Raw genomic sequence first — 14,416 nt, forward strand, 5'->3', positions numbered from 1 at the left:
CCCCACGCCGCCGGGGCGCCACGAGCGGGTGCGCCGCCGCCCCCGGGCCCTCCGCCTCTCCCGGGCGCGTTCCCGCACCCGCCCTCGTCAACCGCCGCCCCACCCGTTAGCGTCCCGCCATGGCGAGCGACACAGGTGGCATGGACGTGACGGTGGTCGGCGGCGGCGTGATCGGGCTGACGTCGGCGATCGCGCTGGCGGAGGACGGGCACCGGGTGCGGGTGGTGAGCCGGGACGCCGCGGACCGGACGACGTCGGCGGTGGCCGGCGGGCTGTGCTGGCCGTACCGCATCCGGCCCTTCGAACGGGCGGTGCGCTGGTCGGTGCGGTCCTTCGAGGTGCTCGCGGCGCTCGCCGAGCGGCCCCAGGAGACCGGCGCCCGGATGGTGACGGGCACGATGACCCGGGCGGCCGGCGACGGACCGGACGACGGCAGGGCCCTGGACGGCGCCGGCGACGAACTGGCCGCCTGGTACGCCGCGGTGCCCGGACTGCGGCGGGCCACCGCGGCGGAGCTCCCCGAGGGGGACGCGTCGGGGTGGCGGGCCCGCACTCCCCTGGTGGACATGCCGGCCCATCTCCGCTACCTGGAGCGACGGTTGACGGCCGCGGGCGGGACCGTGGAGCGGCACGGAGTCGCGTCGCTGACCGAGGCCGGCCGGTCGGCCGATGTGGTGGTGAACTGCTCGGGGCTGGGGGCGCGCGAGCTGGTCCCCGATCCGGACGTGCATCCGGTCCAGGGGCAGTTGGTGGTCGTGGAGAACCCCGGTATCGAGGAGTGGCTGGTGTCCGCCGACGCGGGCGCGGCGGAGACGACGTATGTGCTGCCCCAGCCGTACGGCGTGGTGCTGGGCGGGACCGCGCGGGAGAACGCCTGGTCGCGGGAGCCCGATCCGGCGGTGGCGGAGGCGATCGTGGCGCGCTGCGCGCGGCGCTTCCCCGAGCTGGCCGGGGCCCGGGTGCTGGCGCACAAGGTGGGGCTGCGCCCGGCCCGTCCGGCGGTCCGGCTGGCGGTGGAACCGCTGCCCGACGGCACGCCGTGCGTCCACAACTACGGGCACGGGGGCGCGGGGGTGACCGTGTCGTGGGGGTGCGCGGACGAGGTGCTGCGGCACGTGCGCGCCCTGCGGGACTTGTGAATCGGCGGCAGACGAGATGAAGTTGCCGCCCAAGGGCGCACATCCATTCCGTCGGCTCGTGCGTCTCATCAGCGAGCGGCATGCGCATAGGGCCGCGCTGCAGGGGCATTTGGAGTATATATTTTGAAAAACGGCAAAATCGGTAAAAGGGGTATGCGTCGGGCATCCGCGGCCGTCGTCACCGCGAGTGCCGTCCTGACCGCCGGGGCGCTCGCCGCACCGGCACAGGCCGCCGCGCCCAAGACCCCCACGATCGTCGCCAAGGGCGGCTTCGTGATGAACAACGGCACCGGGAAGACCCTCTTCACCAAGGCCGCTGACACCCGTCGCTCCACCGGCTCCACCACCAAGATCATGACGGCTCGGGTGGTGCTGGCACAGGCGAACCTCGACCTGGACGCCAAGGTCACGGTCCAGAAGGCGTACAGCGACTACATCGTCGACAACAACTGGGCCTCCTCGGCCAAGCTGATCGTCGGCGACAAGGTCACCGTCCGCCAGCTGCTGTACGGGCTGATGCTCCCGTCCGGCTGCGACGCGGCGTACGCGCTGGCCGACAAGTTCGGCAGCGGCTCCACCCGGGCCGCGCGCGTGCAGTCGTTCATCGGCAAGATGAACTCCACCGCCAAGTCGCTGGGCCTGAAGAACACGCACTTCGACTCGTTCGACGGCATCGGGAAGGGCGCGAACTACTCGACTCCGCGCGACCTGACCAAGCTGGCGAGCAGCGCGATGAAGTACTCCACCTTCCGTACGGTCGTGAAGACGAAGGCGACCACGCAGAAGGTCACGACGAAGAGCGGTGGCTACCGCAACATGTCGTGGGAGAACACCAACGCCCTGCTCGGCAGCTACTCGGGCACCATCGGCGTCAAGACCGGTTCGGGTCCGGAGGCCAAGTACTGCCTGGTCTTCGCGGCCACCCGGGGCGGCAAGACCGTCATCGGCACGGTTCTGGCCTCCTCCTCGGTGGTCAACCGCACCGCGGACGCGAAGAAGCTGATGGACTACGGCTTCAAGAAGTAGTCCGGGGCGAACGAGGGGCCCGTGCGCAGCCGTCCGGCCGCGCACGGGCCCCTTCGTCATGGCGTCGCCGGGGCGCGCTCCGCCGTCAGCCGGCGGCCAGGCGCGCCGACACGCAGGGGTCCTCGTTGCGGTAGCCGAGGCGGTCGTAGAGCCGTTCGGCGGGGGCGTTGTCCGCGAGCTGCCACAGCGTGCAGAAGCCGTGGTGGCGTACGGCGTACCGGGTCAGCCACGAGGTCAGGCCCGCGCCCAGGCCCTGACCCCGCTCGCGGGCGTCGGTGGCGACGGACGCCATCAGCGGGGCGCCGCTGTCGCGCAGGGTGCTCAGCGCGCCGCAGGCCACCAGCTGCCCGTCCGCGCCGCGGATCCCGGCCCACAGGGTGACGTCGCTGGATCCCGGCCCGGTGGAGTGGGCGGGGCTGTGCTCGTTGAGGAAGTCGAGCAGCTCGCCGTGGTGCGAGGCGTCGAGGGTGATCACCCGCTCCTCCGCGGGGTGGACGGCCGGCTCCTCCAGCGTCCAGCGGAAGATCCACTCCACCACGTCGGCCACCGGCAGATGCCGTGCGACCTGCGCGGCGGTGCCGCGCGGCCCGGTGAACTCCCGTACGTGCCCGGGCAGGCCCTGTGCGGCGCGCAGCACCAGCCCGGCCGCGGGATCCGGTTCGCCGACGCACCACAGATGCCCGCGGGCGTCGTCGAGCCAGGCGGCAGCGCCGTGGCCCGACCAGCTGACGCGGCCGGCCGGACGCCGCCGCGCCGCGCCGAAGCGCAGCAGCGCGGCGCCGGTTTGCCGCTCCAGGCCCTGGTCGAACAGGTCCGCGGTCCGGGGGAGAAGAGTCGTTGCCTGCATCGCTCTCTGGGGAAGTAAAGGGGGAGGCGAACGGCCCGGACACGCGCTCGCGCGACCGGAGTCCGTCCATCTGGGTACAGGGGGAGCCCGGCGGCGGCTGCGCACGCGCGCGCCCGGCCGACCGGGACGGCCCACTGTGACATACCGCCCCCGGCCCGGGGCAAATCCGCTCCGCACACCCCCTGGCCCGCCCCCGCCGGCGGCGTGAAATCGGGCCGCGACGCAGGCTCCGGACAGCCGGAGGGGCCGGCCGGAAACCTCTCCGACCGGCCCCTCACCTGCACTGATGTATGTCCCGGCAGGCGCTCGCCGCCGGACGCGTCCGTCAGGTGAACACCTCGTCAAGGAGTCGTGTCCCGGGCCCTTTCGCCGCTCGGGGTCCCGGCGCCGCCGCCGTCCGCGCGGTCCTCGGCGGTCCCGTTGCCGCCCGGCCCGATCTGGATCTCGAAGTCGCCGTCGTACTGCTCATGGCCCGCGATCACGGCCATCTCGACGGCCTCCTCGCCCTTCTGGCCGCGCACGATCAGCGGGTCGCTGCGCAGATCGCGCATCAGCGCCCAGCACATGGCGATCATCACGACCATGAACGGAACCGCGACCAGGATCGTCAGGTTCTGCAGCCCGGTCAGGGCGTCGCCCGAGCCGCCGCCGATCAGCAGCATGATCGCGGCGACCGCGCCGGTCACCACGCCCCAGAAGACCACCACGAGCCGGGTCGGCTCGAAGGTGCCCTTCTGCGAGAGGGTGCCCATGACGATGGACGCGGCATCGGCGCCGGACACGAAGAAGATGCCGACCAGGACCATGACCAGGATGCTCATGACCGTGGCGAGCGGGTACTGGTGCAGCACGTCGAAGAGGTGGCCCTCGGGGGTGCTCGACCCGCTCAGCTTCTTGTCGGCCTGCAGCTTCATCGCCGAGCCGCCGAAGACCGCGAACCACGCCAGGCTGACCACGCCCGGAACGAGGATGACGCCGCCGATGAACTGCCGGATCGTCCGGCCGCGGCTGATCCGGGCGATGAACATGCCCACGAAGGGCGTCCAGGAGATCCACCACGCCCAGTAGAAGACCGTCCAGCTGCGCAGCCAGCTGCCCACGTCGGCGCCGCTGCTGGCCTCCGTACGGCCCGCCAGCTGCGGCAGCTCGCCGATGAACGAGCCGAGGGAGGTCGGCACCAGGTTGAGGATGAGGATGGTCGGGCCGACCACGAACACGAAGACCGCCAGGATCACCGCCAGCACCATGTTGATGTTGGACAGCATCTGGACGCCCTTGGCGATGCCGGAGACCGCGGACAGGATGAAGGCGATGGTCAGCACGGTGATGATGATCACCAGCAGGCTGGTGCTGACGCTGTCCATCCAGCCCAGCACCTTGATGCCGCTGCCGATCTGCAGCGCCCCGAGCCCGAGCGAGGCCGCGGAGCCGAAGAGGGTGGCGAAGATGGCCAGGATGTCGATGACCTGCCCGCCCCAGCCGTTCGCCCGCCGGATCCCGATCAGTGGCGTGAACACCGCGCTTATCGTCTGCCGCCTCCCCCGCCGGAAGCAGCTGTAAGCGATCGCCAGACCCACCACCGCGTAGATGGCCCACGGGTGCAGCGTCCAGTGGAACATCGTGGTCGCCATCGCCGTGTCCATCGCCTGGGCGGCGTCCTTGGGATCGGTGCCCGGCGGCGGCGCGGTGAAGTGCCCCAGCGGCTCGCTGACACCGTAGAACATCAGGCCGATGCCCATGCCCGCGCTGAACATCATCGCGATCCACGACACGGTGCGGAATTCGGGCTCCTCGCCCTCCGTACCGAGCGTGATCCGGCCGTACTTGCTGACCGCCAGCCAGATCGCGAAGATCACGAAACCGGAGGCGGAGAGCACGAACGCCCAGCCCCCGTTGTCGATCACCCAGTTCAGCATGGCGGTCGAGGCGCTCTTGAGGGATTCGGTGGAGGTCGCTCCCCAGGCGATGAAGGCGAGGGTGAGCAGCGCGGTCACACCGAAGACCACACGGTCGGTCTGCGGGGGCCCGGTCCGCCGCGGGTCTTCGGGAAGATCGGCCAGCAAGGGGGTGCCACCCCCGTCTCTGGCTTCCTTGACTGTGTCCGACACGAGTCAACCTTTCAATGAGCCATATTTTCCTTACCCGTTACCCCCTACCACACGACGACAGACGTTCATGGGGGTCGCGACCGTAAGGTGATAACCGGCCCGCGCGTCCAGCAGGAGCGGGACGAGCGCGCGCAGCGGCTGGCGCAGCGGCACGACGGCGCCGCCCCGGTCCCGCTCCCAGCGCACGCCGTGCAGCGCCAGCACGTCCTTGACCTGCGCGAACCGGGCCGCGTCCAGGCGGTAGGCGCAGGGCGGGTCGGACAGGACCTGCCCGTCGCCGGCCGGTTCGTTGTCCGCGCCGCCGAGGTGGACCGGGCCGCGGTCGGCGAGGCCGGCGAGCCGGGCGGCGGCGGTGGCCGCCTCGATGCGCGGGCGGTGCCGGTCGAAGAAGGTGAACGCGCCGCGCAGCGCGGCGAGCTGGGAGGTCACCCGGCGCCGGTTGTTGAGCGCGGGGTCGGCCTGCTCGGCGGCGGTGAGGGCATCGACCCGGGTCTCGACGAGCAGCCCCAGCGAGCCCTTCACCCCCGCGGTGTTGCGCAGGATCCGTTCCTGGCCGTCGCCCGCGACCTGCTTGACGGGGTCACCGGTCTCCGGGTCGGTCCAGATGCCGTAGACGCCGGTGGAGAAGCCGGCCCGCTGGACGGCGGGAGCCACGAAGTCCTGGGAGAGCGCCAGGGCTTCGCGGTGCACCCCGTCCGCGGTGTTGAGGTTGCGGGGCCACAGCGACAGCAGGTCCTTTTGGTAGTACGGGGCGGTCGGCCCGTACTCGTGCAGATCGTAGAGGGTGTCGGGGCGGTAGTCGCGGATGACGCCGGCCACCGCGCGGGCCTCCGCGGTCCGCAGGGCGAGGTGGTCGCGGTTGACGTCCACGCCGTCGGCGTTGCCCCGGGTGTCCGCGGCCCGGCCGTCGGGGTTGGCGGTCGGGACGACCAGCACGCTGGTGCGCTCCAGGAAGCGGCGGGTGGCCGGGGACTTGCTGGAGGCGAGGTCGCGGACGGTGGTCAGGCACGCCTCACGGCCGGAGGGTTCGTCGCCGTGCTGGGAGCAGACCAGCAGCACGGAGTTACCGCGGCGGACCGCCGCCGGGCGCTCGGGGGCCGGGGCGCCGATCCTGACGAGCCGCAGCGGGCGGCCCTGCTTCGTGGTCCCGATCCGGTCGACGCGTACCCGGGCCGAGGCGCGGTCGACGGCGGAGAGGAACGCCTGCTCCTCGGTCCCGCTGGTCCAGCGGGCACCGTGGCTGGTCTCGAACCCCGTACGGGGCGCGGGGGTGCCGCTCGCGCGGGCGGGAGGGGCCGGCACGGTCGCGCCGAGGCAGGCCGTCAGGGCGACGGCCAGCACTCCCAGGGCGGGGCGGCAGGAGCGGGACATCACGAGGGGGCCTCCCTTGGGTGAGCGGTGGGGGGAGTGGGTCCGGTGCGGGGCCGCCCTTCGTGGGCGGCCCCGGGTGGTCGGGCGGTCAGTCCCCGGCCGGCAGCCGGCTGATCGAGCGCGGCGGGGTGATCCCGTCCAGCGGTGCGGCCCCGGCGTCGTGCCGGGGCGCGTCCGCGGTGGCCCGCGCGAAGGCCGGGGCGCCGCCGGTCAGCGGCAGTCGGGCGGAGGTGCGGGACAGGTCGAGGGTGAGCTTCGGGGTGGCGGCGGGCGGGTCGATCAGGCCGGCGTCGGTACCGGCGACGATGAGCGCGAGCCGGTGTCCCGCGGGCACGAGGTGATCGCTCGCAGCCAGGTCCAGGGTGAGGGTGTAGCGCTTGCCCGGGGTGAGCGGGCGGCCCTTGCGGGCGTCCGCCCAGTTGCCGAGGTCCGCCCAGCCGCGGCTGAAGACGGTGTATCCGACCTTCCGGGTGTCGGCGGCGGTCTCCTTGAAGCAGCCGGTGTCGCCCGGGGTTCCGGCGCCCCAGCAGGTGCGCTTGTCGAGGGTGGTGATGCCCTCGCCGTCGGCCGCGTAGTCGCGGATGGTGTCCGGGCCGATGTCCACCAGGACGGCGGAGAGATGGGCGGTGGAGGTGCTCGGGGTGGCGGTCACCGTCACCTTGCCGGAACCGGACAGCCGCAGCGGGGCCCGCAGCGGGGCGGTGCGGAACCCGGCCTTGGCGGGGGTGGATTCGTCGATCCGGGCGGCCCAGTCGGCCTCGCTCAGCTTCGGGTCGTCGGTGAAGGCCGCGGTCGCGCCGTGCGGCGCCCTGGTGGTGCCCAGCACGCCGACGCCGGGTGCGGTGCCGCCGCGCGGCCGCAGGGTGGTGGTCCGGGTGCCGGGGGCGGGCCACTGCCGGTCGGTGGACCAGGTGCCGGGGGAACGCTCGATGTCGGCCATGGGGGCGCGGTCGATGCCGTTGTCGTAGCCCATCAGGTAGTGGTCGAACCAGTGGTGCAGGGTGGTGACCCAGTCCGCGCGGCGGTAGTCGAAGGGGTCGACGTGCCCCGTCTGGGAGAGCCAGATCTTGCGCTCCACGCCGTGCCGGGCGAGCGCGTCCCACCACTGCCCGGCGTGCCGGGTGCGGACGTTGAGGTCCTGCATGCCGTGCACCAGGAAGACGCTGGCCCGGACCTTGTCCGCGTGGCGCACGTAGTCGCGCTCGGTCCACAGCCCGGTCCAGTCGCCGCTGCGCGGCGCACCGTCGGCGAGCTTCTTCTGCGTCGCGGCGCAACGCTTGTGCGCGTCGGGGCTGTTGACGAGATCCGCGAGGGTGTCGGGGCCCGAGTCGTAGAGCGGGGCGCCCTTGGCGAAGTAGTAGTCGTACCAGGAGGAGATGCCGGCGATCGGGACGATGGTCTTGAGCCCCTTGACGCCGGTGGCCGCGACGCCGTTGGCGATGGTGGCGTCCCAGCTCTTGCCGATCATGCCGGTGCTGCCGTTGGACCAGTCGGCGGTGACGGGTCTGCCCCCGGTACGGGAGGTGTAGGCGCGGCCTCGGCCGCCGAGCCAGTCGACGACGGCCTTGGCCGAGCCGATGTCCGAGCGGCCGCCGATGTCGATGCAGCCGTCCGAGCGGTTGGTGCCCGCGAGGTCGACGAGGACCGTCGCATAGCCGCGCGGCACGAAGTAGTTGTCGTAGTAGAGCGGGAACTGGACCGGCCGGCCGTGGTCGTCGTAGGTCTTCTTCTGGCTCTCGTTGCCGCGGCCGCAGCAGGAGTAGTACGGGCTGGCATCCATGATCACGGGGATCCTGCGGCCCTGCCGCGCGGGTTCGGCGGGCCGCACGATGTCGACGGCGACGCGGTCGGTCCTGCCGTCCGCGTCGCCGTCGAGCCGGGTGTCCACCCAGACCGTTTCGCGTATCGCGTGGTCGTAGGAGTAGACGGGTCTGCTCTCCCGGGGCGCCGCCTGCGCGGCGGCCGGCCCGGTCAGGGCGGACAGCAGGGCGACGACGGCCGTCAGCACGAGCACGGTGAAGGGAATGCGGAGGATCCGCGCGGGATTCGTCACGGGCGGACGGTAGCGCGGCTCAACTCCCCTGCGTAAGAGCCCGTTCGGGAACCCTGCGGCCGCGGCCGCCGCCGAGGGGCGGTGCCGGACGACTGATGCGGGTGGCGGGGACGGTGACAGCGCACGCGGGAGGCCCTGCCGGACCGGTGCGCCCCGCCGGAGCGGCCCGGGGTGGTTCATGTCGGTCATGTGTCAGATGAGGCCATGTACATGACGCCGCCCGGCCGCAGTACATAAGGTCGGACTCGAGCCATCCCCCTACGAGTTGGAGGACTCGTGCGTCACAGACTCCTGGTCCCGGGTGCCGTCGCACTCAGCCTGCTGCTGGCGATCCCGGCCTCCGCGGCCGGCTTCACCCCGGGCGCTCCGGGTGTGGGCGACAGCTACTACCCCGAGAGCGGAAACGGCGGATACGACGTTTCCCACTACGACCTGCGGCTCAAGTACCAGCCGAAGACGGACCTGCTGGAGGGGACGGCGACGCTGCTCGCCACGACCACCCAGGACCTGTCGCGCTTCAACCTGGACTTCGGCCTCAAGGTCAGCGAGATCCGGATCAACGGCAAGAAGGCCTCCTTCGCCACGTCCGGCAAGCACGAGCTGGAGGTCACCCCGGCCACGCCGCTGGAGAAGGGCAAGCAGATCAGCGTCGTCGTGCGCTATGCGGGCAAGCCCTCCGAGCTGAAGATCGACAACTTCAGCGCCTGGGCCCGTACGCCCGACGGCGCGGTGATCGCGCAGGAGCCGGACGCCGCGGTGTGGTGGTTCCCCAGCAACGACCACCCGACCGACAAGGCGACCTACGACATCTCGGTGGCGGTCCCGGACGGCACCCAGGCGCTGAGCAACGGCGTGCTGGCCTCGCAGTCCTCCAAGCTGGGCTGGACGCGCTACAACTGGCGCTCGGACAAGCCGCAGGCGACGTACCTGACGACGCTGGCCGTCGGCAAGTTCGACATCACCACCGACAAGACCGCCAACGGCCTGCCGGTCATCAACGCGGTCAGCAAGGACCTCGGCGCGAACGCCGGCTCGGCACGGGCCAGCATCGAGCGCACCACCGAGGCCACCGAGTGGCTGGAGAGCGTCTTCGGCCCCTACCCGTTCAACGCGGTGGGCGGCTATGTGCCGAACGTGCCGGCCCACTACGCCCTGGAGACCCAGACCCGCCCGTTCTACGGCGAGAAGGCCTTCGACCGCGGGACCAACGTCTCCGTCGTCGTGCACGAGCTGGCCCACCAGTGGTACGGCGACAGTGTCTCGCTCAAGGACTGGAAGGACATCTGGATCAACGAGGGCTTCGCCGCCTACAGCCAGTGGCTGTGGTCGGAGAAGGAGGGCGAGGGCACCGCACAGCAACTGGCGGACTACGTCTACGCCCAGCACCCGGCCGACGACCCGTTCTGGAAGGTCAAGCCGGGCAACCCCGGCGCGGAGAACCAGTTCGACGACGCCGTCTACGACCGTGGCGCGCTGGCCCTCCAGGCGCTCCGCAACAAGATCGGCGACAAGGCGTTCTTCGCGCTCCTCAAGTCCTGGCCGACGGAGCACCGGTACGGCAACGCCTCGGTGGCCGACTTCGTGAAGTTCGCCGAGAAGAAGTCCGGCAAGAAGCTGGCCGGCTTCTTCGACACCTGGCTGTTCAAGCCGTCCAAGCCGGCGGTCGGCGCGGGCACCTCGGCGTTCGGCACGGGACGGACGCCGGTCGCCGCACCCAAGTCGTGGAAGCAGATCGCGGCCACCCACAACGTGCACCGGCACTGACGTATGCGTGCGGGCGCCGCTCGGTGCCCGTACGACGATCCGGCCGGAGCGGGGGCGATGCCCTGCTCCGGCCGGAGCTGTTCCGGCTAGCGGCGCGCCGCGCGGCGGGCCCGGCGGGCGATCGGCAGGAACCGCAGACGTTCCGGAAGCACCGGGACCACGGCGCGGACGACCCGCCCGAAGCGGCGCAGCCGGCGCTCCTGCTGGTCCGTCCACTCCAGGCCGATGGCCTGCCGGGCCTCCGGCGGCATCAGCCCGATCGTCAGGAAGCGGCGGACCCGGGCGAACCGCGGGCACAGCCACGGCCAGGTCAGTCGCAGGAGCAGCCGCAGCCACCGGGGTCCGCGGTCCGGGACCGGCAGGTGCGGGTCCGGTTCCACCAACTCCCGCACCACGGCGGTCGCTTCGAGGTCGTTGTCGAGGACCTTCTGGTAATACGGCCAGAACTCCTCGATGCTCTGTGGCATATCGCGGTCGTGGATGCCCAGGATCCGCCCGACCTGGAGCCACTCCGCGTACAGCCGGCGCTCCTGGGCCTCGGTGAAAGGGCGGCCGAGATAGCGCCGGGCGTACCGGAAGACGGGGTAGCCGGTGGCGTGCACCCACGCGTAGTACTCGGGGGTGAGGGCGTGGTACCGGCGGCCGTGCGCGTCGGTCCCCTGGATGCTCTTGTGCATCTGCCGCAGCCGCCGCCCCTCCGCGGCCGCCCCCTCGCCTCCGTACACCCACGTCTGCAGCGAGACGAGCGACCGCTCACCGCGCCCCCACGGGTCCGTACGGAACGCGGAGTGGTCGTCCACCCCGGCACCCACCGCCGGGTGCGCGACCTGCATGGCCAGCGCCGCGGGCAGGGTGAGCAGGATGCGGATGTCCCCGGCCATCGACCAGAGCACACCTCCGACCGGCGGGGGTTTTGGGTCACTTTTCACCGTATTCATGTCATTAATCATGATACGGCGCACCCGACGGGCGAGGGAGGCCGGGGCACCCAGGACGGGCACGCCCTCCCGTCCGCACCGGACACCGCTTCACGGCGATCCGCCCAGATCAGGGGACGCCTTGCGCTGGGTTGGGGTTGCTCCGTGCACCCTGGATCGGGTGCGCCGCCCCACACCCCCGGCCCAGGGCACACCTCGGCACCGGCCATCCCTCCCCCACCGCACCCGCACCCGCACCCGCACGCCAACACCAACACCAACACCAACACCAAGAGGGTCGGCGCCCCGGAACGTCACCCCGGAACGGCTTCGGCTTGTCCATCTCCCGCCCGCCAGGCGGTTACCTGGAGGTAACCCCGGCTGGTTGGATGAGCGCACCGGAGCAAGTCCCGACCCCCACAGGGAGATTCAGTGTCGCACTCAGCGCTGCGCACGTCCCGGATCGCCGCCCTCGTCACGGCCCTCACCGCCGTCACCCTGGCCGCCGCCCCCTCCGCGTCGGCCGCCACCGCCCCCCGTCTGAAGGTGCTCAGCTACAACACCTTCCTCATGAGCAAGACCCTCTATCCCAACTGGGGCCAGGACCACCGCGCCCAGGCGATCGCGGCCTCGGACTTCTTCCGGGGCAATGACGTCGTGGTGCTGCAGGAGGCCTTCGACAACTCCTCCTCCGACGCGCTGAAGGCGGCGGCCGCGGCGCAGTATCCGCACCAGACTCCGGTGGTGGGCCGGAGCAGGAGCGGCTGGGACGCCACCGGAGGCTCTTACTCCGCCGTCACCCCGGAGGACGGCGGGGTGACACTGCTGAGCAAGTGGCCGGTCCTGCGCAAGGAGCAGTACGTCTACAAGGAAGCCTGCGGTGCGGACGCCTTCTCCAACAAGGGCTTCGTCTATGCGGTGTTGGACGTCAACGGCACCAAGGTGCATGTGGTCGGCACCCACACCCAGTCCACCGACTCGGGCTGCGAGGCGGGCGAGGCGGCCGGCGACCGCGCCGAGCAGCTCCAGGAGATGGACGCCTTCCTGGACGCCAAGAACATCCCGGCGGACGAGGAGGTGATGGTCGCCGGCGATCTGAACATCGACTCACACGGCCCCGAGTACGACGCACTGCTCCGCAACGCCGACCTGGCCCCCGCCGACAGCCGCACCGGCCACCCCTACTCCTTCGACACCCAGGAGAACTCCGTCGCGAAGTACCGCTACCCGGACGACCCGCGCGAGGACCTGGACTACGTCCTGCACCGCAACGGCCACGCCCGCCCCACCGGATGGCAGAACACCGTGATCAAGGAACAGTCGACCCCCTGGACCGTCTCCAGCTGGGGCAAGAAGTACACCTACACCAACCTCTCCGACCACTATCCACTGATCGGGGGCTGAGGCAGGGGCGTACGGCGGGCAGCGGGCGGCGGTAGGGGCAGGCACTGACAATCGGCCGGGGCCGAGGAACCGTGCCGCGCCGGGACCGGTGCGGCCGCCTGCTGCCCCGCCGCCGCACAGGCGAAAGGGCGGTCGCGGACGCCGTCCGGCCTCCGCGACCGCCCCTGGTTCCGCGGGCGTGCGCTACTGCGTGACTACTTCGACAGCTCGCGTTCCTCGGCGATGCGGTTCACCCGGCCGCGGACCGCGAACCAGCCGCCGACCAGGGCGACGGCGAGGACCGGGATCAGCATGACGGTCTGCCGGCCGACACCGTCGTCGAACCACATCAGGACGATGACGCCGAGGAGGAAGGCGATGGTGGCGATGTCGGTGACCGGCGTGCCGGGGAGCCGGAAGCGCGGGCGCTCGACCACGCCCTCCTTCGAGCGGCGCACGAACACCATGTGACAGATCATGATCGTGCACCAGGTGCTGATGATGCCCAGTGCCGCGATGTTCAGGACGATCTCGAACGCCTCGCCCGGCACGACGTAGTTGAGCGCGACACCCAGCACACACACCGCGGAGGTGAGCATGATCCCGCCGTACGGCACCTGGTTGCGGTTCATCAGGCCGGCGAACTTGGGCGCGGAGCCCGCCATCGACATGGAGCGCAGGATGCGGCCGGTCGAGTAGAGCCCCGAGTTCAGGCTGGACATCGCCGCGGTCAGCACCACGAGGTTCATCACGTCGCCCGCGGCCGGCACACCGACGTTGGACAGCACGGTGACGAAGGGGCTCTGGCCGTCGACGTACTGGTTCCACGGCAGCAGCATCGCCAGCAGGATCACCGAGCCGACGTAGAAGACGCCCACCCGCCACATGATGGAGTTGACGGCCTTCGGCACGACCTTCTCCGGCTCACCGGTCTCACCGGCGGTCACACCGACCAGCTCCACGGCGGAGTAGGCGAAGACGACGCCCTGGAGCACGATCACCACGGGCAGCAGACCGGTCGGGAAGATGCCGCCGTGGTCGGTGAGCAGATTCAGCCCCGGCGTGTGGCCGCCGACCGGGTGCTGGGTGGCCAGCAGGAAGATGCCGATGAACATGAAGACGACCAGCGCCGCGACCTTGATGATCGCGAACCAGAACTCCAGCTCACCGAAGATCTTCACCGAGATCAGGTTGACGGTCAGCACGACCGCCAGCGCGATCAGCGCCATCACCCACTGCGGGATGTCGGTGAACAGGCTCCAGTAGTGGGTGTAGAGCGCGATCGCGGTGATGTCGGCGATACCGGTCGTGGACCAGTTGACGACGTACATCCAGCCGGCGACGTAGGCGCCCTTCTCCCCCAGGAACTCGCGGGCGTACGAGACGAACGAACCCGACGACGGACGGTGCAGCACCAGCTCGCCCAGGGCCCGTACGACGAAGAAGGCGAAGAGTCCGCAGACCGCGTAGGCAATGGCCAGGGCGGGGCCGGCGGAGTGCAGACGGCCGCCGGCGCCCAGGAACAGGCCGGTGCCGATCGCTCCACCGATGGCGATCATGTTGATGTGCCGGCCCTTGAGGCCCTTGCTGTAGCCCGCGTCGCCCGCATCCTGCTGCGCGCCGCTTCCCCCGTCAGGTGACCTGTGGGCTGTGTCGGTGACGGTTTCTGTGCTCACTGGTGGTGCATCTCGCTTTCGGGGAGGCGCTTGAGCGATGCCGATCCCGCGGACAACGCGGACGGCCGACGGCACACCTTCCCTGAAGACCGGCCCCCCGTCTGTGTGCAAGATCACAGCGTGTATAAGCCA

The 14,416-nt window shown here is 71.2% G+C and carries 10 protein-coding genes; 4 read left to right on the plus strand and 6 right to left on the minus strand.

Annotation, left to right across the window (positions count from 1 at the left end; translation table 11 throughout):
* Nucleotides 1–119 precede the first annotated feature (119 nt).
* Both K7396_RS06480 and K7396_RS06485 read left to right on the plus strand, forming a co-directional pair.
* Nucleotides 120–1,139 carry an FAD-dependent oxidoreductase gene (locus K7396_RS06480; RefSeq protein WP_223659692.1) on the plus strand — a complete coding sequence of 340 codons (1,020 nt, stop codon included), beginning with the start codon at nucleotides 120–122 and terminating at the stop codon, nucleotides 1,137–1,139.
* Between the two features lie 153 nt (nucleotides 1,140–1,292).
* Nucleotides 1,293–2,165, plus strand: a complete 873-nt coding sequence (locus K7396_RS06485) for a D-alanyl-D-alanine carboxypeptidase family protein (protein WP_086719237.1) — start codon at nucleotides 1,293–1,295, stop codon at nucleotides 2,163–2,165.
* A gap of 85 nt (nucleotides 2,166–2,250) precedes the next feature.
* Here K7396_RS06485 and K7396_RS06490 read toward each other — a convergent pair whose 3' ends face one another.
* From K7396_RS06490 to K7396_RS06505, 4 genes are all read right to left on the minus strand, one after another.
* Nucleotides 2,251–3,012, minus strand: coding sequence for a GNAT family N-acetyltransferase (locus tag K7396_RS06490; RefSeq protein ID WP_086719236.1), 762 nt, complete (start codon nucleotides 3,010–3,012; stop codon nucleotides 2,251–2,253).
* Between the two features lie 341 nt (nucleotides 3,013–3,353).
* On the minus strand, nucleotides 3,354–5,072 hold the full coding sequence (locus K7396_RS06495) for a BCCT family transporter (RefSeq protein ID WP_223660362.1): 1,719 nt from the start codon (nucleotides 5,070–5,072) through the stop codon (nucleotides 3,354–3,356).
* Between the two features lie 78 nt (nucleotides 5,073–5,150).
* A complete protein-coding gene (locus K7396_RS06500) occupies nucleotides 5,151–6,491 on the minus strand; it encodes a M14 family metallopeptidase (RefSeq protein WP_086719235.1) in 1,341 nt (446 codons plus the stop codon).
* A gap of 88 nt (nucleotides 6,492–6,579) precedes the next feature.
* Nucleotides 6,580–8,544, minus strand: a complete 1,965-nt coding sequence (locus K7396_RS06505) for a Xaa-Pro dipeptidyl-peptidase (RefSeq protein ID WP_373866878.1) — start codon at nucleotides 8,542–8,544, stop codon at nucleotides 6,580–6,582.
* 276 nt (nucleotides 8,545–8,820) lie between these two features.
* Between K7396_RS06505 and K7396_RS06510 the strand changes: the two genes are divergently transcribed.
* Entirely contained in the window at nucleotides 8,821–10,308 is a 1,488-nt protein-coding gene (locus K7396_RS06510; protein ID WP_086719234.1) for a M1 family metallopeptidase, read from the plus strand.
* A gap of 86 nt (nucleotides 10,309–10,394) precedes the next feature.
* On the opposite strand, the gene K7396_RS06515 is transcribed toward K7396_RS06510, so the two are convergent.
* Nucleotides 10,395–11,189, minus strand: a complete 795-nt coding sequence (locus K7396_RS06515; protein WP_233476771.1) for an oxygenase MpaB family protein — start codon at nucleotides 11,187–11,189, stop codon at nucleotides 10,395–10,397.
* Nucleotides 11,190–11,657: 468 nt separating this feature from the next.
* Here K7396_RS06515 and sph point away from each other — a divergent pair, with 468 nt between their 5' ends.
* Nucleotides 11,658–12,629 carry a sphingomyelin phosphodiesterase gene (sph, locus tag K7396_RS06520; RefSeq protein ID WP_086718374.1) on the plus strand — a complete coding sequence of 324 codons (972 nt, stop codon included), beginning with the start codon at nucleotides 11,658–11,660 and terminating at the stop codon, nucleotides 12,627–12,629.
* Between the two features lie 194 nt (nucleotides 12,630–12,823).
* On the opposite strand, the gene K7396_RS06525 is transcribed toward sph, so the two are convergent.
* Nucleotides 12,824–14,284 carry an amino acid permease gene (locus K7396_RS06525; protein ID WP_086718373.1) on the minus strand — a complete coding sequence of 487 codons (1,461 nt, stop codon included), beginning with the start codon at nucleotides 14,282–14,284 and terminating at the stop codon, nucleotides 12,824–12,826.
* Nucleotides 14,285–14,416 lie beyond the last annotated feature (132 nt).

The sequence above is a fragment of the Streptomyces angustmyceticus genome, assembly GCF_019933235.1.
Taxonomy (GTDB): domain Bacteria; phylum Actinomycetota; class Actinomycetes; order Streptomycetales; family Streptomycetaceae; genus Streptomyces; species Streptomyces angustmyceticus.

Excerpts from the sequence above, each read along its gene's own strand:
- K7396_RS06480 (WP_223659692.1), top strand. The coding sequence starts at position 120 with ATGGCGAGCGACACAGGTGGCATGGACGTGACGGTGGTCGGCGGCGGC.
- K7396_RS06485 (WP_086719237.1), top strand. The coding sequence starts at position 1,293 with ATGCGTCGGGCATCCGCGGCCGTCGTCACCGCGAGTGCCGTCCTGACC.
- K7396_RS06490 (WP_086719236.1), bottom strand. The coding sequence starts at position 3,012 with ATGCAGGCAACGACTCTTCTCCCCCGGACCGCGGACCTGTTCGACCAG.
- K7396_RS06500 (WP_086719235.1), bottom strand. The coding sequence starts at position 6,491 with ATGTCCCGCTCCTGCCGCCCCGCCCTGGGAGTGCTGGCCGTCGCCCTG.
- K7396_RS06515 (WP_233476771.1), bottom strand. The coding sequence starts at position 11,189 with ATGGCCGGGGACATCCGCATCCTGCTCACCCTGCCCGCGGCGCTGGCC.